Origin of the sequence: Limnofasciculus baicalensis BBK-W-15, assembly GCF_024178385.1 — a bacterium.
GTDB classification, from domain to species: domain Bacteria; phylum Cyanobacteriota; class Cyanobacteriia; order Cyanobacteriales; family Coleofasciculaceae; genus Limnofasciculus; species Limnofasciculus baicalensis.
The window spans coordinates 22170-46507 of the sequence record NZ_JAMZMM010000002.1 but is presented as its reverse complement, the minus strand read 5'-3'; the positions used below and the strand labels follow the sequence as shown (position 1 = coordinate 46507).

Annotated in this window: 12 protein-coding genes and 1 pseudogene; 3 read left to right on the top strand and 10 right to left on the bottom strand. The window is 41.3% G+C overall.

Annotated elements, in window-relative coordinates:
• The 8 genes and pseudogenes from NJ959_RS00395 to NJ959_RS00360 form a co-directional block, all read right to left on the bottom strand.
• Window positions 1-411 (bottom strand): annotated as a pseudogene (locus NJ959_RS00395) (DUF928 domain-containing protein); the annotation flags it as partial.
• Between the two features lie 146 nt (window positions 412-557).
• A complete protein-coding gene (locus NJ959_RS00390; protein ID WP_254009758.1) occupies window positions 558-3122 on the bottom strand; it encodes a CHAT domain-containing protein in 2565 nt (854 codons plus the stop codon).
• Window positions 3123-3393: 271 nt separating this feature from the next.
• Window positions 3394-6084 (bottom strand): two-partner secretion domain-containing protein, encoded by a 2691-nt coding sequence (locus tag NJ959_RS00385; RefSeq protein ID WP_254009757.1) that lies wholly within the window; start codon window positions 6082-6084, stop codon window positions 3394-3396.
• A 146-nt stretch (window positions 6085-6230) separates the two neighbouring features.
• Window positions 6231-6926 (bottom strand): carotenoid oxygenase family protein, encoded by a 696-nt coding sequence (locus NJ959_RS00380; RefSeq protein ID WP_254009756.1) that lies wholly within the window; start codon window positions 6924-6926, stop codon window positions 6231-6233.
• On the bottom strand, window positions 6919-8124 hold the full coding sequence (locus NJ959_RS00375) for a carotenoid oxygenase family protein (RefSeq protein WP_254009755.1): 1206 nt from the start codon (window positions 8122-8124) through the stop codon (window positions 6919-6921). Before NJ959_RS00375 ends, NJ959_RS00380 begins: the two co-directional genes overlap by 8 nt.
• 180 nt (window positions 8125-8304) lie before the next feature.
• Entirely contained in the window at window positions 8305-12417 is a 4113-nt protein-coding gene (locus NJ959_RS00370; protein WP_254009754.1) for a DVUA0089 family protein, read from the bottom strand.
• Window positions 12418-12669: 252 nt separating this feature from the next.
• Window positions 12670-16521 (bottom strand): two-partner secretion domain-containing protein, encoded by a 3852-nt coding sequence (locus tag NJ959_RS00365; RefSeq protein WP_254009753.1) that lies wholly within the window; start codon window positions 16519-16521, stop codon window positions 12670-12672.
• Window positions 16522-16728: 207 nt separating this feature from the next.
• Complete coding sequence (locus tag NJ959_RS00360) at window positions 16729-18639, bottom strand: cellulase family glycosylhydrolase (protein ID WP_254009752.1); 1911 nt, start codon at window positions 18637-18639, stop codon at window positions 16729-16731.
• Window positions 18640-19623: 984 nt separating this feature from the next.
• Here NJ959_RS00360 and NJ959_RS00355 point away from each other — a divergent pair.
• The gene (locus NJ959_RS00355) at window positions 19624-20454 is read left to right on the top strand and encodes a hypothetical protein (RefSeq protein ID WP_254009751.1); all 831 of its coding nucleotides are present in this window, start codon (window positions 19624-19626) and stop codon (window positions 20452-20454) included.
• A gap of 157 nt (window positions 20455-20611) precedes the next feature.
• Here NJ959_RS00355 and NJ959_RS00350 read toward each other — a convergent pair whose 3' ends face one another.
• Window positions 20612-20974, bottom strand: a complete 363-nt coding sequence (locus tag NJ959_RS00350) for a hypothetical protein (RefSeq protein WP_254009750.1) — start codon at window positions 20972-20974, stop codon at window positions 20612-20614.
• Between the two features lie 360 nt (window positions 20975-21334).
• Here NJ959_RS00350 and NJ959_RS00345 point away from each other — a divergent pair, with 360 nt between their 5' ends.
• On the top strand, window positions 21335-22945 hold the full coding sequence (locus NJ959_RS00345; protein WP_254009749.1) for a DUF2079 domain-containing protein: 1611 nt from the start codon (window positions 21335-21337) through the stop codon (window positions 22943-22945).
• A gap of 143 nt (window positions 22946-23088) precedes the next feature.
• Here NJ959_RS00345 and NJ959_RS00340 read toward each other — a convergent pair whose 3' ends face one another.
• Window positions 23089-23661 carry a hypothetical protein gene (locus NJ959_RS00340; RefSeq protein ID WP_254009748.1) on the bottom strand — a complete coding sequence of 191 codons (573 nt, stop codon included), beginning with the start codon at window positions 23659-23661 and terminating at the stop codon, window positions 23089-23091.
• A 333-nt stretch (window positions 23662-23994) separates the two neighbouring features.
• Here NJ959_RS00340 and NJ959_RS00335 point away from each other — a divergent pair, with 333 nt between their 5' ends.
• Window positions 23995-24309: a helix-turn-helix domain-containing protein gene (locus NJ959_RS00335; protein ID WP_373693573.1), complete on the top strand. Its 315-nt coding sequence runs from the start codon at window positions 23995-23997 to the stop codon at window positions 24307-24309.
• The last annotated feature ends 29 nt before the right edge of the window (window positions 24310-24338 follow it).

The window sequence follows — 24338 nt, the reverse complement described above, 5'->3', positions numbered from 1 at the left end:
AACATTACCCCGGCTACCGCCGCCGACACTGTTTATGGGTGCAGCTTCTCCTGGTGTCTGGAAGCGAACATTACCCCGGCTACCGCCGCCGACACTGTTTATGGGTGCAGCTTCTCCTGGTATCCGGAAGCGAACATTACCCCGGGTACCACCGCCGACACTGTTGATGGGTGCAGCATCCCCTGGAGTGGCGAATTTCACCGTACCACGAGTACCGCCGCCTACAGAATTAATCGGTGCTGGATCTCCTGGCGCTTTAAATTGCAAGCTGATGAGGAAATTATTTGGCAAATCTGCCATCGGTTTTGGATTTGCTTGTACTTGCTGAGATAAGCTAGTTCCGACAAGGATTACTCCGCCTAGGGTTGCGGATAAAATGGTTGGAAATATTTCGGGATTTAATTTGTTCATAGTTAGTACCGGGTTAGGAGAAAATGCTATTTTTTTTTGATGACACCCCGATATCTTGATTCCAGCTAATCTGTCTTTTATCGGTAAGAAATGGGAAATTAAGCAAAGAATATGAGGATTGTGTATGGAAAAACTCAATCTCTCACCTACAGCCAGTTTCCTATTAATATAAACGATGCCCAAAAATAGGGATGATTATATTTAGGATTTTTCAACATAGTCAGTTGAGCTTGGCGGAGGGATTCGGCTTTGGTAATCGGACTTTTGGACTGAGTGAGCTGTCGGTAAAAGTCACTCATCAGAACAGATGTAGATTGGTCATTCACGGACCAGAGACTAGCCAGGGTACTGTAAGCACCTGAACGAAGAGCCAATCCTGCTAATCCTAATGTAGCTCGCTTATCTCCAGATGCCGTCTGACAGGCACTGAGTACTAGCAATTCAATTGGTTTGAGCAGTCCTACTCTCCTCTTTTGAAATAATACATCGAAATCTTGAATATTTAGCTGACCATCCCATGTAAGGAGAAAAGTTTCTTCTGGGTTAGAGCTGAATTGGCCGTGAGTAGCCAGGTGAACGACTCGAAATGATTCGCTATTAACCTCTGTTTGGAAAGCTTCGCGAGTAAATTTCCGATCCAATAATACTTCTGAATTCAAGTCCGCAGCAATTTGCTTCACTTCTGCCTCCACCCCCGGTAGAGCAGAAAATCCTGGACGTGCTTCTGTTAAACCTACCGCTAAAACGTTGAGTTGTTGTCGCTCCAAAGCCTGGGGAAATAATTGCAATCCAGAGCTAAGGGCAATACTATATTTTTCAATCAGATAATTCTCACCATCGTAGAGAGCCGCCATTGGTAAACTGCGCAGAAATCCATCGGGGACAAATACTACCGTGCTGATATTGTTCTTTTGCAGATCCGCTTGGGCTGGTCGGATTAACCAGTCATAAACTTCCTGAGAAAGTTTCAGGCGCTCTTCATTAGAATAACCTGGATAGAGAGAGGAATATAGTTTTTGCAGAATTTTTTCAACTTTCTGGGCTGAGAGTTGGGTACTGTAGTGGCGTAGGGGTTGTTTAGGTAAGGAGAACACAACTTCTAATCGATCGCTTAAAATAATTGGATAAATCACTGCTGCTTTAACATCAATATCATCAATTTGTACTGGTTTAGTATCTAAGCAAGCATCTTTAAAGAAATTATCTAATTCTGCTAGTTGTAAGGCTTCAATGGTTTGCCGCGCTTTGTTGAGGGCATCTTGATTCGCATCAGGTTGCAAGAGCAGACTTACAAATTCCCGATAAATTGGTTCCACGTTCTCTTTAAAGTTAAACTGAATTTCCGGATTAATGGCGACTAAATCGCTTCGGAGAGATTGCAAGTTATTAATAGAATTTCCATAAGCTGCAATCGCGCCGTTTATATCCCCCTGCTCTTTGAGAATGCGACCCAATTGCCAAGCTGCTCTTGCGGATATATCAGCCGCATTAAGTTGTTGAGCAATTTCTAGTGCTTCCTCGGTCAAATCTTTCGCATTATCCCATTGTTTAGTTTGTTTGTAAAGCTTCCCTAGTTGATTGAGGGAGTAAGCTTCAGCGCGTTTATCGTTGAGTTGTCTCGCCTGTTGCACTGCTGTTGCTAGTAACTCTGCTACTTTTTGGGGATTAATAATTGATAAATCTTCTTGCCCATTCCCCATCCTTATATCCCCTGTGCCATTACCCATTTTCATCATACTTTCTGCGAGATTCACTCTGGCGTAAATAGCGGATCTACTAGGGGATAAACTCGATAAAGCTGACTCAATATCGGGAACTAAATCCAGAGCTGCTTCCTCCTGGTTTGTTGCCGCCAACAGACTTAGTTGATTGAGATTTATTTGTATTTTTAATATGCCATCTTCAGCTCTTTTTGCTGCTTCTTGATAGTAAGCAAATGCCACATCATATTTCTGTAAGTCTCTGGCAATGTTACCAATGCTGAAAATAGTTGCACTGGTGTCAGTATTGGCATTTAATTCCTGGCTAATTGCCCAGCTTTGCTCTAAAATTTCTTTAGATTGATCTAAGTCACCAATTGTTTGGAGTGCCACACCTAAACTCCGCAATCCATCAACTTTAAGTAGAGAATCTGGTTGAGATTGCAGTTCACCTACAAGTTGTTCTAAGATAGTTTTTGATCGTCGGTACTGTCCCAAAGCTTGGAAGGCTTGAGCTTGATTAATTTTACTGCCCAGCTTTCCGATTTCATTCCCAGCGCGATTGTAAGTGGCTTCTGCTTGTTTCCAGGTTTCTAAGGCAGTTTCTGTTTCTCCCCTGGCAATTTCTAGGCTCCCTTTTGTATTCAAAGCTTGAGCTAATATTGCCATACCTCTGACTTCTAGTTTATCGAAACTTTGCAATAGTTTTAGGCTGGTTTCGATAGTCGTTTTTGCCTCCGACCACTGTCCTAATTCTTGATAAGCTAATGATAGATAGTTGAGCGCTTGGGCTTGATTGAGAATAGCTCCTTCTTCTCCATAAGATTGAGCTGCTTGTTGCCATAAATTTGCTGCGGCAAAAAATTGTCCTGTTTTGTATAACTCTTTTCCTTGTTGTAAAAGCTGTTCAGGAGCTGATGGCGGTTGAACTATTTCTTCTTGCTTTGGCTCTTGGTTTGGGGTGGGTGCAGGTGTTTGTTGATAGGCAATGGCTGGGACAACTTTTGTCACAAGTACCAGAGAGAGCATAAAGGAAATAGGTAACACTAACCATGAAGTAAGCAAACTTCTGTTTCTACTGCCTTTCCATCTTGTCCTTTTCACGACTACTAACCTTGCTTACTGCTCAATATACCCATTGTAGCAATAACTTATTGATTATGGAATATCTCTCAAGAAATCTTTATTCTAATCGCAATTAAAATTCACAAAAAATTCACCTAAATTAGGTATGCGGGAATCAATTCTGTCTGTTCCCCCTTCCCCATTCCCTGTGTCCTTTTCAAAGGCAATTAGGCGGTTTAGTTAGGTTTCCTGAAGTGCTTCCATTTGGCACAGGAGCAACCAGCGTTACTTTCCCCTCTTCATCAGTTACCCAGCCCGTTGCTTCTATTATGGAAGAAGTGCGATGCCTTTGGCGGGCGATGCGATCGCCCTCACTCAATCTGTTGTCCCCCTCCATATTACTCATCACTGTTTGGGGATTTTCAACAGTAGTATTCCTCCCTTTAATGGGTAATGAAAAATCTTGCAAATCTCGCCAAATAGTTTGTCCGCGAATTATTCCTGTGGGATCTTCTGGTAAGCCACCGCGCCCTGCAATTGTAAAAGAATTTCCTTTGGCTGCGGCACAACTGACAACCACCTGATTGCTAGCATCACTCAACTCTTCTGGTAATTTTACTAATCCCGAACTAGGATCTACTTCCGGGTTATTGATAGTTACAGTTCCCTGAATCCCGGTTTCGGAACTAGCGTTAATTTCACTAATCGAGTCATTGAGAGGACCCCTCGTTGGGACTAGTCCATAAATTCCGGTCGCAGTAATATTAATGTTGCCTCCTTTTCCGGCAAAGGCATTGGCGATAATGTCGCTATTTTCGTTTTCTAGGGCAATGATAAATGGTGGGTCAATGGTAATATTTCCCCCGTTACCCGTACCTTCAGCTTTGGCCGTGATTTGACTACCATTTCTTAGTAGTAGATAGTCTCGCACGTTGATAGAAATGTTGCCTCCTTCTCCAGAGTTTGTGGTCGCATTCATCCTCGCCCTATCTGACAATCGCACAGTGTTAGCCACTACTTCCAAGTCTCCTGCATTACCTGTCTTAGTACTGTTGACAGCAAGTTCACCTCCATTGCTAACAACTAATCGACCTGTATTCACCCTCACGTTACCCGCATTGCCTGCCCCAAAGGTGCTAGCACTTAAATTGCTGGGAAATTGACCATCACTGGTTGTGCCACCCACTTCCACGGACTCGGAGGCATTAATGAATATATTCCCTGCCTGACCATTGCTAAACGCAATCACTTGTACATTCGCACCATCTTGGACAATTAACCGTTTTGTATTCAAGGTTACATCTTTAGCGTCTCCATTGCCCGTAGAACTAGAAAATATACTGCTTTTCACTATCCCAGTTTCTGAAGTACCCAAAACTTCCACAGAGTCGATCGCATCGACGGTCAAAGTTCCCCCGTCTCCTCCAAAAAAAGGATTAGTAGCGACAATGCCACCCTCGCCCAGACTCAACCGTCTAGTTTCAATTCTCAGATTGCCAGCTAGCCCATCACCCACACTCGCAGAAGAGATAGAGCTGACAAATGCTATCCCTCTCCAGAAAGAAGCATCGAATCCGGGAACATCGAAGCCAAAGGGAAAGAACAATTCCGGCTTATAACCGATTAAGGTAGCCTCGCCTAATACTTGCACCGAATCGGAAGCCCTAATTAATATATCTCCTCCTCGACCTTTACCAAAGCTAAAAGCGACAATTTCTGCTCCATTGCTGACAAGCAACCTTTTCGTGTCAATTATCACGTTGCCTGCCGCACCTGCGGCATATGATGTTGTAGATAAATTTGTTTTTTGGGGGATAAAAATTCCTACTGCTGCCAAACGAGCTTCCACAGGCCCATTGGTAAGTGTATTTCCCAACATTTCCAAGGAGTCGGTTGCCTTCACCGCTAAACTTCCGCCGGGGTTTGCTCCCAAGGTATTAGAGTGAATTTGAGAGCCTTCGGTAAGGCTCACTCGTTTTCCGTCCACTTGGATATCGCCACCCCCGTCCCCACTGGCATCAATAACTGCTAGCTTAGACATTTGGATATCTTGGAAGTTGTCTACGCCTTCATAGTTCAAAACCAGAATGCTGGGATTATTCGCTTGTTGTTTAATTTGAACTCGACTATTGGCTCCCACTGCTCCCACTTCAATTCGTCCGCCAGAGGTTGGTTGTCCCTGAATGGGTTGACCATCACTGCCTATCAGTGTTGCTCCTACTTTTGATAGATCGATCGTACCGCCTGCGGAGGTGAGATAGCCACCTTCTAAACTAACATTGCCACCAATCAGTGCTAAAGTTCTTCCAGGTTGCACCTGAAGCCCTACAGTTACTTGAGTTCCATCATTATTCACTTGGGTTGCCTGGGAGCGATTGATGATAGTTCCTGGATTAGCGCCAAATTGCAAACCTACTGGTACATTAACTGTGAGTAGAGGTAGTCCACCCGGATTTGTCGCACTAAACTCGCTCCCATCTGCCCACTTGAGACTGGTAGCCGTAGTGGAGAGAAAGGAACCGCCGATATTGAGTTGGGCATGGGGACCAAAAATTATCCCATTAGGATTAAGCAGAAATAGATTGGCAGTACCATTGGCTTTAAGTAACCCATCAATACTAGAAACTGAACTGCCAGTAACACGAGTGATGATGTTTTGAATCTCTGGGGCATTCTTAAAGAAGGCAGTTGTCTCAGTCGGAACAGAGAACTCTTGAAAACTGTGGAATAAGTTGCTCCCTGCTTGAGTTCCTCCTTCAATGAGGTTGGTGTTGCCTTGTGGTGTAACCAGGGAATTAACGGGAAGCGTAGTGTCTGGAATAATTTGGGCTGAAACTGAGAGGGAACTAGCGATCCATCCTAAAGCCAGACTGGTGATGAGTTGAAAGGTTACTAAAAATGGTTTCATTAGATAGTTTTAGAAATCAGACTAAACAGATACTAGAGATTACATCTATTAACCAAAGCTGCTATTTATCTCGTTATGGCTACTAATTGGCTAATGGATATTAGCCATAGTTTCCATTTGGATATGAGTGTAATCATTATGTTCTCCTAGTTTTCAAAGTGAGGGTAAATATCATCATTGAATAATATCGCGATCGCTTCTGAACCTGTTTTCTTCACCAAGTCTTCATAATCTTTCCGCACACTGTAGTCTGTTCTGGGTGGGGGTGTTTCCAGTTTACTTAACCAGGTTGTATGGATAGTTACGCCCATATCTAATCTAGGATGGCTGAGGCGATAGCGAGGCCCATCACTCAAGTTTTGACCATCAAAAATCCACAGTTCACACTTTTTCTCAACCAGAGGATTATAGGGGGCATTTCCATCAGACGGAGCCTTGATATCGTAGAGAACCATGCACACAATATAACCATTGGTAGGATCATCAGTATTGGGGCGAGGGATAAACTGAGGAGAATTACCAAAATAACCTTGGGGAAAATGGTAATAATCTTCAATGGTTAGTTTTGGGGGCGTTGAGGTGCGATCCGCGTGGAGTCGTAGGAGATTAGCAGACTTACCCTCTTGAATGTTTTTGAGTATCTCTTTGACAGAGATTTTTCGATATTTGTAGTCTTTGTACATCTCAAAGATAAATTTACTCAAGAGTTCCGGCCAAGTTCCCCAGCAATTCCAGTATATATCAGTAAACTGATTAGGCTGGAATCCTGCCCAGGCATAGAGTGAAAGAGAAAAAAGGTATTCTTTTTCTTTTGATTCTTTAGATTTAAAATGGTCAATCATAAAGTGCTGACAAGCTTGGTTCTGTATAGTTTTCTGTTATCCCCATTTGATGCAAACTTTGCAAAATTCTTAACGGCTGATTGTTCTCATCTAGAACTTGCCATTGCTTAACATCAGTACCAGAACCATTCCAGCGAGTAAGACAGAGAAAATCTTCACCTTGAATTCCGAATAAAAATCGCACCAGGTAAAGTAAAATCTCAAGGATAATGCTTAAGCCCCAGGTAATAAAAAAGGCTACGATATTTTTAATAATCGGAATTTTCACGAAGCGATCGGTAAATTCCTTAGCATCAAACCTTGCTAAACGCAATATCCCCAAAATAGTGCCTAATGATTTACTACCATTGACTGTAAACATTTCATTTTTATCTCTATCAAATACAGGATGCGCTGCACTCAAAAGGGGGGTAAATACCCAATTTAATAGATCTTGTTTAATCAGGGGCTGCCATTGTTTATTCCATCCTATCGGTGCCACAAGTCCTAGAGTACAAGGATCGATTTCGTAAGGACGACCAACATCCCAAGTTACTAACAAACGTTCGCTACCATTAGAAAATTTCATAGGTAGAAATGCTGTATTCAGGTAATTACGAGCGCCTAGTAGTAAAGATACACGGGTTAAACCAAAATTCCTGAACTTGAGAAACCAATCTTCATAAGAGGAAAACTTTTCTTTATAAATGGGATTGGTTTCAAGTTTGGTCTCAAGTGCTGTGTCTGCATAGTAGTCTGGCGTTTTGACGATCCGAGTTGCCATCCATGCTTTGCCAGGTTCTTTTTTTAGTTCACCAGTACTAGCATTTTGAGTGGTTTGATGAAAGTCCAAGCGGTAAATCATACCCTCGCCATTAATCAGGGAAGTCCAACCTTCTCCATCGTTAGCAGGTTCAACAACAAAGGGGTAATTTTTTGGATCTGGTTTGTAAGAATTGATATAACCCACTGCACCGACAATAAATACATGACCCTGTAGATCATCTGGTAGTTGACACTGATTTTCTGTCAGTCCTTCTTTAATAATCAATTCTAAAGGGTTGTGTTCCAGATCTTGTCCATAAAATTCTTCTCGACTCGTGGATAAAACAGCTTTTGGGGAATGGGGCGGATTTTGGCGATCGCTATTCCCAGCGTGAGGTACTTCAGTATTAGCATTGGAGATGGCTGGTGTTTGATGGGGAGTAGGTTGATTCATGGCAGTGCTACCTTAGATGATGGATGCGAATCATTAAAAGATACTTTAGTCCATCTTGGCAAAAGTTGATCGCTACTGTCAAGGAAATAGGGTGGGAAAAGATCTCCTCTTACCCTAGAAAACGGCTGTACCTCAAGTTGGATAAAAAGTAAAAAATTGTTAAGCTGTGCCCATAATAAATCAGGAAAGTACTCTGACACGCCCAGTAATTGTAAAAGAATTACCCTGTGCTGCGGCACAACCAACTACAATTTGGTTGGTGGAATCACTCACCTCTTCTGGTAATTTCACTAAGCCAGAAGTGGGATCTAATTCCGGATTATTAATGGTGACAATTCCCTGAATTCCGGTTTGGGAACTAGCGTTAATTTCGCTGAGGGAATTCTTGAGAGTACCTTGAGTTGGTACTAACCCAAAAATCCCGGGCGAATCAGTAGATGACAGTTGGTGGCAATTGGGTAAACTGGCTTGGTAACCTGAAGGACTGCCATTAGTATCAGGAGCGACTAGGCGGATATTTCCTTGTTCATCTTTATCAAAACCTGTTGCTTCTACTATACCAGCTTTTGCATTTCCCTGCGCATCAAGAATCGAGGTTTGAGGATTTTGAGAATTGGTAATGGGAGACTGATTTCTGACAACTGAGGTATTTTCTCCTTCATTCGCTAAGGAAAAATCTTGCAAATCTCGCCAAATAGTTTGTCCGCGAATTATTCCTGTGGGATCTTCTGGTAAGCCACCTCGCCCTGCAATTGTAAAGGAATTTCCTTTGGCTGCGGCACAACCTGCAACCACTTGATCGCTGGGATCTGTTAATGTTTCTGGTAGTTGAACTAATCCATTATTGGGGTTAACATTGAGAGTGTTAATTTCGACAACGCCATCAACTCCTAATTCGGAACTAGCAGTAATGTCACTGAAAGGCGTTAGTTTATCTCTAGACTCTAATCCAATAATCGAGTTCGCGGTTATTTTTATGTTACCTCCATTTCCTTCAAAAGCATTGGCGGTTATATCGCTATTTTCACTAGGAATTGCCACAATAAATGGGGCATTAATCTCAATATTACCCCCATCTCCTCCTGCACCTATACCCGTTCCCGCTGTCGCTGTAATTTGGCTATTGCGACGTAGCAGTAACAAGTCATTTAGTTTGAGGTTAATATCCCCACCTTGCCCTGAAGCTGTAGCCGCTGTAATCGCAGATTGATTATCTAAAATTAAATCATCGGCTTTAATGCCAATATTGCCACCTCTACCTATTCCTTGAGAAGTTACGGCAGTAGAAATCTGGCTATTATTCAGGTAAACTAAATCATTCCCTTGGATCAAGATTTGACCTGCATCTCCTTTTCCGGCAGTGCTAGCAGTTACTTTAGATCCATTAGTTAAAGAAATATTGCTAGCATTAAAATTCAAAATTCCACCATTACCAATCGCTCCATTCTCAACGCTATTAGCGATTGTACTGCGATCGATAAAAATGTCTTTCGCATTAATAGCCGTGCTGCCCGCATTGCCAATTCCTTCTGTGCGGCTGAAGACTTGGGCACTGTTAGTCATCGAGAATATATTAGTGGTAATATTGATATCGCCAGCATCACCCCTACCCGTACCTCTGACTCGATTAAATAAACCAGATCCTCTGCCACTATTAGCCCTTCCATTTAATAAAACACTGTCTCTAGCATTAATTGTAATATCGCCCGCATTGCCTTTGCCGTAAGTTGTGGAATTGATTGAAGCACCATTGTTTAGGGACAATAAACCCGTATTAATTTCAATGCCTCCCGCATTTCCCACCGCTGATGGACTAGCAACAATATTAAAAATATTGGATGTACTTCCGTTGAATTCTCCATCTAATAAAACACTCTCTCTAGCATTAATAATAATCTTACCTGTGTCTCCATGAATATAAGTGTTGTTATCAAGTTGCGCACCTTGAAGAAGCCTTACGTTAGCAGCATTAAGTCTAATATCACCTGTATTTCCTTGTCCAAAACTGTTGATTTTTATGACAGTGGAATTGTTTAAATTCACATCTTCTGCATTAATTAAGATATTTCCGGTGTCACCACTACCACGAGTAGTATTAGAAATTATCCCATTATTAATATCGATATTCCTGGCATTAACTGTAATATCTGCTACTTTTCCTGTACCAGAAACAGTTGCCGCAATCTCTGAAGTAGATCCCATAGTTAATTGCGGAGTATTAATTGTTATTTTACCTGTATTGCCAGAATTAGTACTTCGAGATACTAAACCGCTACTTGTGCCATAATTGGGGTTAAAGTCATGGGAATTCGAGGGTAGTATAGTAGGTGGTATTTGTGTTATACCACCATGATTTTGTAAGGAAACATGTAAGGTATAGGTATCTCCTCGATCGATGCGATTGCCTTCTAGCAAGTTTAAACTAGAAGAAATTGCATTAAATTCACTTACGCCAATTACATAAGTTCCGGCTGATAATAGAGTAGAAATGTAAGAGTCTTGACTAACAAGACTTCCACTTCCTCCCGATGCGACACGGGAATCGTCACTAAAACCAATAACTTCGCCTGTAGTTGGCTTGAATAGAAAAAGCATGGTATCTAGACTTCCGGGCAGATTGCTATAACCATTTCCTCCATCAATATCGAAAATTGCTCTACTATTGGGCGCGTTGACTGTAAATGAGTAATAATCAAATCCATCTGTAGCTGTCCCTAAAACAGTTTTTCCGCTCGCAATTTGATCTGGGGTACGTTGCACGGAAACGTAAGGAATTCCTCCGGAACCAGATTTTTCAATATCTGGATTAAAATCAGTACGAAATGATAAATTATCGAGAGGCAAAACAGTAATATCATCGTTAACACTAAAAGGAGAAGAAATAAAGTCTTGACTGCTTCCATTAATATTAACAGTGCCTGTTCCATTAATTAAAATATCACCCGCACTGCCAGTATTCGTAGCCGAAGTGAGGATTTGTCCACCACTTTCTAAAATTATGTCTTTGCCATTTACCTCAATTGAACCACCATTACTACTACTATCAGTAGCAGTGGCAATAAATCCGCGATTAGCTAACCGAATAGTTCCCTGGGGATTATTATTTTGATTAATAAGAATATTGCCAGTTGCACCACTGTTAACTGTTTCAGAGTAACTGAGAATACCACTAAAGAGTCCATCAGATGTGAAACCAGAAATATCGAGATTATTAGTATTAATTTCAATATTTCCCGCCTTTCCTGTGGCTTGAGTAATCGTCTCAATTCTCCCTCCCGATGTTAAAGCAAGGGAATTAGCAGTAATCTGAATATTACCGCCATTTCCCAATGCGCTAGATGACACCGTATTGGCAATTAAACTCTTGTCACTTATGCTAATGTCTCCAGTCGCATTAATTAAAATATCTCCAGCAATAGCGCCTGATAAACCACTATTAGAAGCAATTCCGGCTAGGAGTTTAGAATCGCCAGCAATATTGAGGTTATCGCTGTAAACTGTAATATTACCGCCGCTAGTGGTTGTGGTGACATTTGCGATCGCACTATTCGTAAAAGTCACATTTCCTCGCTGGACAGATGCCGGAAAAGAAGGGATAATATTTTGGAGGCTAATCGTCCCTTCTCCCACTAAACCACCTAGGGAAATTTGACCCCCTGGTGCAAGTAATTTCCCCCCATTAATAGTAACGTTTCCACCTAATAAAGCTAATGTTTGATTAGGTGAAACAGCAAGATTAGATTGCTGGACTTCTATACCAGCAACATTACTCCCATACTGCAAACCAATGGGAACATTGATACTTAGTAATGGTGGGGTTTGGGTATCTTTAGCACTGAATAAATTGCCATCAGCAAACTCAATAGTATCGGCAGTACTGGCAATAAATGAACCACCGATATTTAGAGAAGCATTTGGACCAAAAACAATACCATTAGGATTGATTAAAAATAAGTTGGCACTACCGTTAGCATGGATAATTCCATTGATATCCGATATTTTATTACCAGTTACACGACTGATAATATGAGAAATATCTGTCACATTATAGTCAAAAAAAGCTTTGTTCCCACTGGCTATAGAAAACTCGGAAAAACTGTGAAATAAGTTCCCCCCTACAGATGTACCTCCGGTAATATTGAAAACATTTCCGGATTGGTTAACATTAGTATTTAGAGTATTATCGGGGATGATTTGAGCAAAAGCATTAACATGCAATTCTCCAATAATTAGGGCAATCCAGGTATTTACTAATCCCAATTTTAATAAGAAAGGAATTCGGTTAAAATTCATGTTAATTGGCCTCCAGATCAAAGGGATTAAAAAAGGTTGAAATTGTAGAAGGATAAGCTATCGTAGTTGACAGTTAAATACCTATTTCCTGTCAGCTATTCACTATCCAGTGTAAAAAGTTGAAAATTGACATTTATATAAGATCTGCATATCAAATATTAATTATCGATAATCCAATCTTATATATGTGTAGATGTAAACCGTTAGTTAACCCTGATTGAAACTTCTCTATTCTCTATTGCCTATTCACTGTTATTGCGGGACTCCAAAGGATGATAGTTGGTGGCAATTAGGTAAACTGGCTTGGTAACCTGAAGGATTGCCATTGGTATCAGGAGCAACTAGGCGGACATTTCCTTGTTCATCTCGATCAAAACCTGTTGCTTCTACTATACCAGCTTTTACACCTCCATGAGAATCGCCAATCGAGGTTTGAGGATTTTGAGAATTGGTAATGGGAGACTGATTTCTGACAACTGAGGTATTTTCCCCTTCATTCGCTAAGGAAAAATCTCGCAAATCTCGCCAAACCGTTTGCCCGCGAATTGTCGCTGTCGGATCTTCTGGTAATCCACCACGCCCAGTAATTGTAAAGGAATTACCTCGCGCCGCTGCACAGCCGACAATTACTTGGTCGTTTGTATCTGTTAATGTTCCTGGTAATTGCACTAATCCCGTACTAGGATTAACATTAAGGGTGTTAATTTCTACAACTCCAGCAACTCCTAATTCAGAACTAGCAGTAATATCGCTTAATTCTGTTAGTTTGTCTCTAAACTCTAATCCAAAAATCGAGTTTGCTGTTATTTGTATTTTCCCGCCATTCCCTTCAAAAGCATTGGCAGTAATATCACTATTTTCACCCGGAATTGCCACAATAAATGGGGCATTAATCTCAATATTCCCCCCATTTCCTCCTGCACCTGTAGTTCCAGCCGTAGCTGTAATTTGACTATTGTGTCGCAGTAATAATAAGTCATTTAGGTGCAAGCGAATATCACCCCCTTCTCCGGAGGCGGTGGCGGCGGTGAGAGAAGAGCGATTATCTAAAATCAGAGAAGGTGTTTTAATTTCAATATCTCCTCCTTTGCCAGTACCTTGATTATTTACGCCTGTAGAAATTTCGCTGTTATTAAGAGTAATAGATTGAGTTGCTTCCAGGAAAATTTGACCTGCATCTCCTATACCAGAAGTACTAGCATTAACTTTAGATCCGTTGGTGAGAGAAATTGTTCTAGCATTCAAGTTAAGTTGTCTTCCATTACCAATTGCCGTTGATTCTACACTACTGTAAATTGTACTATTATTGAGAATAATTTCATCAGCATTAATATTTAGATTACCTGGATCTCCTATCCCTTCGGTGCGGTTGATTAATTGAGCGCCATTTGACATAGAAAATAAGCGAGTGGTGACATTGATATCTCCAGCATTACCCCTACCTCTCGCTCTAACTCTATTCAATAAACTAGAAGTAAATCCATTATTCGAGCTGCCATCTAGAATAACGCGATCGCTAGCATTAATCGTAATATCACCACCATTCCCCTCTCCATAGGTATTACTAATGACTGCCCCACTATTTATCACTAAAAATGAGCGAGTATTTATTTCAATTCCCCCAGCATTTCCTACGGCTGAATCTCCAGCAACGATGTTGGCGATACCACCACGACTTCCATTAACTTGTCCATCTAAAGCAACCGTTTCACTAGCATTAATAATCACCCGCCCTGTATTTCCCTGCCCATAAGTATTATTCTGGATTATCGCACCAGTAGCTAAATTTACATTAATACTATTAACTCTAATATCACCTGTATTCCCCTTGCCAAAATTACTAATATTAAGCAAACCGAAATGGTTCATATTTAGATTATCTGTATTAATAATAATGCTGCCTGCATCACCCTTATCACGAGTTGTATTAAAGACAGACGAGTTATCGATATTTACAGTAGCTGCATTAACTGTAATACCACCCACGCTTCCTGCACCGGAACTTGTTGCTGTAATATTTGACCCAGATTCCATCACTAACTGTCCGGCATTAATAGTTAAACTACCAGTATTACCAGAGGTTTGAGTCACAGAAGCAAAACCACTTTTATTACCATAATTTGGGTTAAAATTGTTGGGATTAAAAGGATTGGGGGAAATCGGATTCGCATTGCCAGGGTTGGGCAAGGAAACCTGAAGGGTATAGGTATCTCCCCTATCTATACGATCTCCTTCTAACAGGTGTACGCTAGAAGGAACCACATCGAATTCACCTACACCAATAACATAATTCCCCGGTGACAAAGTGGTAGAAATATAAGAATCTTGATTAGTTATACTTCCCCCGCCACCTAATCTTGTATTATTATCATCATTATTGGCGACTGTTTCTCCTGTATCTTTATTGAATAAAACGATTTCTGTATCTAAACTTCCTGGTATATTCAAATAGCCATTACCGCCATCAATATCAATGATTACCCGACTATTCGGTTGATTAATTGTAAATGAATAATAGTCAAATCCCTGATTGGCTGTAGCTAATACAGTTTTACCGCTAATAATTTGATCCGGTGTCCGTTGTAAAGAAATGTGGGGAATCGTCTCTGACGATTCCACCTCTGAGTTAAACTGAGTAGTGAATGGTAAATTATCCAGATTAAATACAGTTAGTCCTGTAAAGGGAGAAGTGATAAAATCATTGCTACTCCCCATCATCTTGACACTGCCAGTTGCATTAATTATAATATCTCCCGCACTGCCACTATTAGTAGCAGAAGTAAGAATTTGTCCCCCACTTTCTAAAATTATGTCTTTCCCATTTACCTCAATTAAACCACCATTACTACTGCTATCTGTAGCTGTGGCAATAAATCCCCGATTTGCTAACCGAATAGTTCCCTGGGGATTATTATTTTGATTAATAATAATATTGCCAGTTGCACCACTGCTCATCGGTTGAGAATGACTGAGAATACCACTAAATAATCCATCAGATGTAAAGCCAGAAATATCGAGATTATTAGTATCGATTTCAATATTTCCCGCCTTTCCTGCGGCTTGAGTCACCGTCGCAATTCTTGCCCCTGATGTTAAAGTAAGAGAATTAGCAGTAATATTAATATTGCCCCCATTTCCCAATGTACCAGATGACACCGTATTATCAATTAAACTTCTATCACTTAGGCTAATGTCTCCCGTCGCATTAATTAAAATATCTCCAGCAGTAGCACCTGCTATACCACTATTAGTAGTAATTCCGGCTAGGAGTTGAGAACCACTAGAAATATTGAGATTATTGCTGTTAACTGCGATATTACCGCCGTTAGTGGCTGTGGTGACATTTGCCATTGCACCATTGCTAAGAGTCACATTTCCCTGCTGGACAGATGCCGGGAAGGAAGGGATAATATTTTGGATACCAATCGTTCCTTCTCCCACTAATCCACCTAGAGAAATTTGACCCCCTGGTGCAAGTAATTTACCCCCATTAATAGTAACATTACCGCCGAACAAGCCTAATGTTTGATTAGGTGAAACTGCTAGATTAGATTGCTGTACTTCCACAGCAGCCACATTACTCCCATACTGCAAACCGATGGGAACATTAATACTTAGGAATGGTGGGTTTTGGGTATTTTTTGCACTGAATGAAGTGCCATCAGCAAACTCAATACTATCGGCAGTGCTGGCAATAAACGAACCACCGATATTGAGAGCAGCATCAGGACCGAAAACGATGCCATTAGGATTAATTAGAAATAGGTTTGCCGTACCATTTGCGTGGATAAGCCCATTAATATTAGATATTTTATTACCAGTGACACGACTGATAATATTGGAAATATCCGTCACATTATAGTCAAAAAATGCCTCAGTACCACTGAGAGGGGAAAACTCCTCAAAACTGTGGAATAGGTTACCTCCTACAGGTGTACCTCCGGTAATAGTGAAAATATTTCCAGATTGGTTAACATTAGTATTTACGGTAGAATCAGGAATAATTTGAGCCAAGGCATTACGGTTAGATGCCCCGAAAATTATTGCAATCCAGGCATTTGCTAACCCTAATTTTAATAACCAACGAATCCGGTTTCGACTCATAGCGATAAATTCCTACATTGAGGGGGTTGAAACTGCGACGGGATAAGCTAACACAGATTTAACTTCCATAGAATTTTTGAGTTTTCAGTTAAAACTCAAAACTTTCCTTCCCTATTCCCCATTCCCCACACCTCCTTCAACCCTGTATAACGAATTAGGGCACAGGCTAGCCCGTGCCCCATCTATTTACTTTAACTATAACCGAGATTAATCACCTGCGATCGATATCTGTCGCGGTTGATAATCAGTCCCCAGCTTATTAGCACAAAATCCTAAATCCCGAGTTTGTTTGGGTTGAATAACTCGTCCCCAATCCATTGGCGTTACCACATATTCAGATCCTTCATGTTGGAAATTGCCATTCCAACTATTATTAATCGCTGCATCCTTCATCTGGAATTTTAATTGCCAATCACTAATCTTACTATTGCCAGGATTGGTTACTTGCAAATTCATGCAAAATCCATCTTGCCAATCAGATTGCATTGTTGCCGAAGCTTTTAGCTGAGATTTAGGATTAGTCGAAACAATTGAATTTGGTTGAGATTTAGAGTTTAACCCAATAACTTGAGGTGATATTTGTTGAGGTTGGTAGTCTCCTCCTTGCTTATTAGCACAAAATCCAAACTCGCGAGTTTGGCCAGGTTCAATCATTCGCGCCCAATCCAAGGGAGTGACGACATATTGGGAACCTTGACGAGTGAAATTACCACTCCAAATCTGATTAATTGCCGCCTGATTCATTTTAAACGAGACTTGCCAGTCACGCACAGCACTATTGCTTTCATTAATAACTTGAATGCTCGTACAAAATCCTTCTTGCCAATCAGAGGGAGTGTAAGAGATTACATTCAGTAGTTGGTTGGACAGAGGTAGTCTTGGAATTGGATTAATAACTATAGGATTCGGTGTTGGTGTTGGATTAATAACTATGGGAGAAGGATTCGGTATTGGTGTTGGATTAATAACTACTGGGGAAGGATTGGGAATTGCTGCGACGCTATGAGAAAAGTTAGTGGCGATTAAGACTCCCTGAAGCAGTTGTTGCTTAGATTGATCGACTGTTAACCAATCATCCAATAGAATACCGCCCGTATCGTCACTGTTAGGATTCCAACTCCAATATGTAAAGCTTAAACCTTTTTTTTGCACGAAATATACCAGGTTTTGCTGCCATTTACCCTCTTTCGAGTCCCCGTCTACTTGCCTTCCCCCAAACTCGCCAATATAGATAGGAGCAATTCCTTTCGTGGCAATATAATTCCAGGCAATTTCCCAGCGACTGTAGAGATTAGCAGGAAATTTTGGATCGGAAAACCAAGGTTGATTAAAAACTCCTGGTCCATATTCATGGGGAGAGTAAACTAACTTATTCGGACGAGACAAGCGTACCGGAAAACGAGCCACACCCTCAAGATTTCCACCCATCCAATGAATAGGTAATTTTTGACCAGGGACGTTTTTTTCCACCCCTTCAACGACAATTAACCAATTTGGATCGATCGCCTGAATCGCATTGCCAGCACGTTCTGCGGCGAGTCGCCAGTCGGTAGCACGGTCATTAGTTCCCCAGCTAGCCTTGCCATGAGGTTCATTTTTTAAGTCTGCACCAATCACATTAAGCTGGTTTTTGTAGCGTTGAGCTAACATTATCCATGTATCAATCCAGTCTTTTTCAGTAAAGCCATCTCCGTACCATAATTCAGGAATAGTCTTGTCGTTTAGTCGGTGAGAATCCAAGAGAATCATTAATCCTTGACGTTCAGCTTCTTGAATTAATAAATCCATCACTTCCAGAGGCGATTTTCCCTGAAAATCTGCGTTAGCACCAATGCTGTAGTCAATGCCACCTATTACCGAAGATCTGAGAGAGGCTACAGAATAAGGAAGCCGAATTGTATTGTATCCCAAAGTTTTGATCTGAGCCAGCATCTCTTTGTAATCCCGTTTCCACAACCCATGAGGCGCGTGCATTTCTGTCTCGATACCAAACCAGTTTGTTCCTCTAAGGAGTATGGTTTTACCCGCAGCATCCACAATTTTTGCACCGCGAGTAGATAGGGGTAGCTGAATGGTTATCGGTGAGTTAGTCGCATCCACGCGACTTAGATAAGGCAAAACAAATCCAATTAGGCAGGAGAATAAGAGCGCTAACCCGAACCAGATAATTCTGGAGTATAGTTTGAAATTAGTCCGTTTCAACCTAGGAGTAACTTTGTTCAAATTACCCCCAATCTTCGGTATAATTGCCGATATAAGGTCACTTAGCCAGAATATTGGGTACATAAAAAATCTAGACATAGCTTTGTGAAAATAATGAAGCGGTTAAGTTGCCCAGACGATAGAGGTGCAGTTCCCTGGATTTATGACTTGCTAACACTGGTGAGTATTTCCTGTCTGTCAACCGGGCTATCTTGACAATATCTATCCCAATTCGGTTCCCCACCGCGCCTAGTGTGGCTCTAGCCCCAAAGCAGAGTAACTCCTTTCTTCCTAGTTTATCGTTGGGGAACTTTGGTTACATTCCCACGTCCCTGCCATATAAAGCTGCTAACCCTGAGAATGAAAATGTTACCGATAACACCGTTGATAGATTCCATTATTATAGCGATCTAGATCGTCCTTTCATGAGATCGCGATCGCATTATGTAATTGAGATCCGCTCTATATTAAAGTTTCCATTAGTAAACTATCGGGTATTTTAGTTCTATCGCAGTCGATCGAGTCGGTTCAGACATCCTCAAACGTCAGAACTAAGTCACAGGAGGCATTTCAATGGGTGAATGGGTGACTTTTGCTATATATTCCTTTGTCCCTCTTTCCTCTCACCCCTTCCCTCTCACCTCTCACCTCTTACCTCTCACCTATTTCGAGCGAAGGACTATCAGTACCAGCCAACTTCATGGAATCTTCATAAAACTAAATTACATTTGGGTCGAAAATATATTAATTTAGAGAAAGGAAACCCAAAACCAAACAGCTTAATTTCTCTGACTAAAGATTAATCTCAAACAGGAGTTATCGACAGAATTAATTGTTGCCATTTTTACCGAATCTTCATAGTCTACCAATATCGGAAATTGTCAATAGGACCTACTCATTATGACCGCATCTCCACTTAGACGATTCGTCATTACACCTTTAGTCATCTCGGCAACAGTCTTTGGTGTCCTCAGTTTACCCATGATGATTTTTGGCAGACAGCCAATAGACATCAAATCTCAGGAAGAATCAGTATTTTCCGGTGAACTAAGAGATATCGCACTCCCTTATCTGGGATTGGCAAGTCTCGTCAGTTTAGCAGCAGGGACTGCGAGTGTAGCACTATCAGGATGGCGAGCATCTTCTGACAAATCGGCTGAGACTAAGAAGAAATTATCCACTTTGGAGCAAGATCTCAAAGAAAAGGAAAAACTATTAGAGAATCTCAAAGTCTCAGAATCCCACTTGACAGCATCTGGACTAGCCCCATTTTTGGATGAGGAAATCAAACTGGAATTAGAAGAGTTGTTAAAAGAGGAAACCAACCCACAAGTATTTCCCGTGGTGACTGAAGAGGTGAAACCAAAACCTTCCCAGGTGGTGAAGCCGGAAGTAAAACCAGAACCACAACAGACCAATTTTATCACCTCTGAGGAGTCTACGACGGTTAAACCGCTGATTATTATGACCTCACATCTCGATCATCAACCAATGAAATCCCAACAGGGGAATGTCCAAACAGCCGCATCTAAGTTTACTTCAGCCCAAAGTTACATGGGTTATGCCAAGAAACAGACATTCACTCCTCCTAAAGAGGAAATTAAATTAGATTCTGCCGCTATTGCTCAACTTCAAAGTCAACTTCAGCAAATGCAGGCTCAGATGAAAGTTCTGAACGAAACGGTGAATCAACAAACGCCTACGAGAGTGCAGCCAGAAGTAATCTCTTGATCAGAATATCATTCTAAGTACCAGACAAAAGCTTGAACGGAAAAAAAATTGAGTTTTGTTAGCACAGTGGGACGGAGTCCGTTTTGAATTAAGACTTGTGACTGAAAACTCAAAACTATTCTTTCTAATTACTCATATTCTGAGTTCAGAATCTAGTTCATTCATTTACCTGAATTGGAGTGGAAAGTATTTCGATAATCCTTTCTACCTTCTTCCGGTTTCGCTCTCCAATCCAAAGGGGAAGTACCTCATTAGACGCAAATTCAACAATTAACGAGGCAATTTCGGTATCAGCAGCTTCTCCATAGATTAACAGGACTAACATCGCATTGAGATCGTTTGCCATTGCGATCGCATCAGGTAAAGCCTCTCGCACCAAATCCCACTGGATAGGGAACATCAAGTGAAGTGGCTTCTCTTCACCCATGTTAACCAGTGTTGGCTCATCAAGAGTACAAGTGCCATCTGGTCCCTCATACCAAGGAAGCTGATTGTCTGCGGATATTGTATCTGAAGTCATTTTGGTAACACTTAGACCGAAAATTATTAACGGAATTGTTTAATCCTAACATCAGAGGGTAAAATACTCTGCCTACTTCACATTAACCATCAGAATATTCCTAGGGCGTGTCTTGAGTTCTGACAAGGAACATGAGACGCTTGAACTTGGTCTAACTGAGATCTTGCACGTCTTTCAATAACTGTAGGGTGGGCACTCCCCCCTCACGTAATTTTGGGCTTTTCGAGTTATCTTAGGGAGTGCCCACCCTACAAAAAACAGTTTGTTGAGAATGGCGCAGGATCTAAGTCTAACGTTTACAGGTAAGTGATGGGATTGAAATTGCCGAAAGTGCAAGCGCTAAGGTTAGCAACCGCTCGGATGTTAGCGCAGCCGCACGTAATAGCATGTCTAGTCTTTTTTGGATTAACCCTGAGTTTAACCCTCCATCGACACTATACCTTTTATTCCACCTACGACCAAGGAATTTTTAATCAAGTCTTCTGGAATGGTATTCATGGTCACTTTTTCCAGAGTTCCCTTTCCTCGCAGCTTTCTACGAATGTCGTCCATCAGGGGGAAGTTCCAGAAGTATACTATCACCGTTTAGGGCAACATTTTACACCAGCCCTATTGCTTTGGTTGCCCTTATATGCTCTATTTCCTTCTCCGGCCACCCTCACAGTTTTACAAGCAACTTTAGTTAGTGCTGCGGGTTTAGTTTTGTACGTTCTTGCTAGACAATATCTAGAACCTCGTTTATCTACAATAATTACTATTAGCTTTTACTGCGCTAATGCTGTCATTGGTCCTACTTTATCCAACTTCCACGATATCTGCCAGATTCCTCTATTTATGTTCGGATTGCTGCTAGCAATGGAGAAACGCTGGTGGTGGTTATTTTGGGTGTTATTTCTGTTAATTTTAGCAGTCCGAGAAGATGCGAGTATTGGGTTATTTGGTGTGGGAGTTTACATGGTTCTCAGCAAACGTTATCCCCGTACTGGATTAGCGGTTTGTACCATTAGCTTTGGTTACACTATCCTCCTCACCAATTTAATTATGCCGCTATTTTCTGCTGATATTTCTCAGCGGTTTATGATGGAACGCTTTGGTCAATATGCAGAAGGAGATGAAGCATCTACCCTAGAAATTATCTGGGGAATGGTGAGCAATCCTTGGCGTTTATTAGTGGAAATTGTCTCACCTCCAGGTCGCACAATTAATTATTTATTAGGTCAATGGTTGCCTTTGGCTTTTATTCCTGCACTTGCGCCAGAATCTTGGATTGTTGCCGGATTTCCTTTACTAAAACTATTCTTAGGCAAGGGGCAATCAGTACTATCGATTAATATTCGCTATGCGATGACAGTAGTGCCAGGAATATTTTATGGAGCGATTATTTGGTGGTCAACTCACCAATACTTATTTAAGAAATCATTATTTAGACGCTTTTGGGTGTTCTGTATAAGCCTCACCTTATTTTTCTCATTCACTTCTAGCACTTCAGCACTGAATCGAGCCTTTTATTTTGTATTGCCTGATTCTTTCGATCCTTTAGTTTACATTTCCTTACCTAAACAATGGCATCATGTTGCTCAATTCCGACCATTATTGGCACAAATCCCAGCCGAGGCTAGTGTTTCTGCCACAACTTATATTATTCCCCATCTATCCAGCAGAAGAGAAATTATCCGATTACCTGGATTAGAGTTACGGAATGATGGAGAGGAAGTTATCAAAGTAGACTATGCCATTGCGGATCTTTGGCAATTGCAGCAGTATCAAGTAGCATTTGATGGGGAACGGAATGAGTTAAAAGTAATTGTGGCACTGATCGATCGAGTTATTGGGGATAAGGAGTATGGAATCATTGGGTTTGAAGATGGAGTTATTTTACTGAAAAAAAGGGTAGGATCTAATTCAGAAGCGATGACGGGATGGTTAGATTTTAGGAAAGAGATTCTATCCCATTCTGAATTGGACAGTTAATAACCACGTTGCGTTGAAATAGTCAGGACTTACGCAGCGACGCTACTTATAGTGTGGATGGTGCGTTAGCAAAGGATAACGCACCTACAGATAGAGGCTTTGCGTAAGTCCTGTTTTTATTGACAAACAGCCTCTTATGCGGCTTAAGCCAAACTGCCGATATCCACAGAGTTTTCCACCTCAACCACTACAGTTAAGCGATCGCGGATATCATTTTCTTTGCGAGTAATAGAAACAGTTTTACCAGGATAAAGTTCCGCAGCAACAGCTTCCAAATCTGGTTTAATCGCAGTGAAAGCTTCCTCAGTATTGGGAACTTTTAAACGATCGTTAGACATATAGTAAAACTTACCACCTTCCAAACTCAAGTTCCCTGCCACTCGGCTATCGGATTCCAGCAAAGCGCCAAAAGTTGCTGTCGCCTTTGCCAATCCTAAAATACGATCTTTGTGAGTTTCTCCTTCACCCAACTTCCGTTGAGCGTACAAACCAAACTCACCATTTGCCCAATCCATGGCATAGTTAACGTCATGAGTAATCAACATAATCCCCGGACCATTGGGTACATGGCGATAATCTGCGACATCAATTAAAGTACCTTCAAGCTTGTGCAAGCGAATCCATTCATGAAAAATCTCAATGAACTTCGCCTCATCAATATTGGTTTCTGGTCTAGCTAAGAATTTTACACAAAAACGTTCTATATCTGTTGTCATCTTGAGTATCCTGAGAAAAAACGAGGCAGGCTGGGCTACCAATTGCCACAATCTACATCTGGACTGTTGATTGTCTCATGAATTCCTGTATATTCCGAGCGAGATTTAGTATTTTTTTACAATGTTAGGTTTAAGCAAGCGGCGGCAGATAACTTATCGGGAGTCGGCTGTAGCGACTTGTTGGGCTGCTGGCAGCAATTACACGATATCAGATGTGGTATAAAATTAGGCATGAGCGATAATTACAAACCTTTAATTTGGTTGCGCGGTGAGGTTAAAACTCCACCCTTTAGCCAAGAAGCGCGTATTGAGTACAGATACACAAGATTAATTATGGATAGACTAAAAAAAGAACGGTTAGAAGCGAGGGGTTGGAAGGTTGGTACAGCTTCAGAATTTTTGGAGCTAACGCCGGAAGAAAACGCCCTGATTGAAATCAAATTAGCGCTCAGTCGGAATTTGAAAGCACGACGACAAAAGGTAATGACACAAGTTGAATTAGCCCAGAAAATTCATTCAAGTCAACCACGTATCGCTAAAGCGGAGAATGGCGATGCTTCAGTTTCGATTGAACTGCTAATACGTGCGATGCTAGCAACAGGTGCAACTCCTCAAGAAATTGGAAAGGTTATTGCTGAAGCAGTATGAACCTGTAGGTGTCGAATGTAACTCATAAC

Excerpts from the sequence above, each read along its gene's own strand:
- NJ959_RS00350 (WP_254009750.1), bottom strand. The coding sequence starts at position 20,974 with ATGACTTCAGATACAATATCCGCAGACAATCAGCTTCCTTGGTATGAG.
- NJ959_RS00340 (WP_254009748.1), bottom strand. The coding sequence starts at position 23,661 with ATGACAACAGATATAGAACGTTTTTGTGTAAAATTCTTAGCTAGACCA.
- NJ959_RS00380 (WP_254009756.1), bottom strand. The coding sequence starts at position 6,926 with ATGATTGACCATTTTAAATCTAAAGAATCAAAAGAAAAAGAATACCTT.
- NJ959_RS00345 (WP_254009749.1), top strand. The coding sequence starts at position 21,335 with ATGTTAGCGCAGCCGCACGTAATAGCATGTCTAGTCTTTTTTGGATTA.
- NJ959_RS00375 (WP_254009755.1), bottom strand. The coding sequence starts at position 8,124 with ATGAATCAACCTACTCCCCATCAAACACCAGCCATCTCCAATGCTAAT.
- NJ959_RS00385 (WP_254009757.1), bottom strand. The coding sequence starts at position 6,084 with ATGAAACCATTTTTAGTAACCTTTCAACTCATCACCAGTCTGGCTTTA.
- NJ959_RS00365 (WP_254009753.1), bottom strand. The coding sequence starts at position 16,521 with ATGAGTCGAAACCGGATTCGTTGGTTATTAAAATTAGGGTTAGCAAAT.
- NJ959_RS00335 (WP_373693573.1), top strand. The coding sequence starts at position 23,995 with ATGGATAGACTAAAAAAAGAACGGTTAGAAGCGAGGGGTTGGAAGGTT.
- NJ959_RS00370 (WP_254009754.1), bottom strand. The coding sequence starts at position 12,417 with ATGAATTTTAACCGAATTCCTTTCTTATTAAAATTGGGATTAGTAAAT.
- NJ959_RS00355 (WP_254009751.1), top strand. The coding sequence starts at position 19,624 with ATGACCGCATCTCCACTTAGACGATTCGTCATTACACCTTTAGTCATC.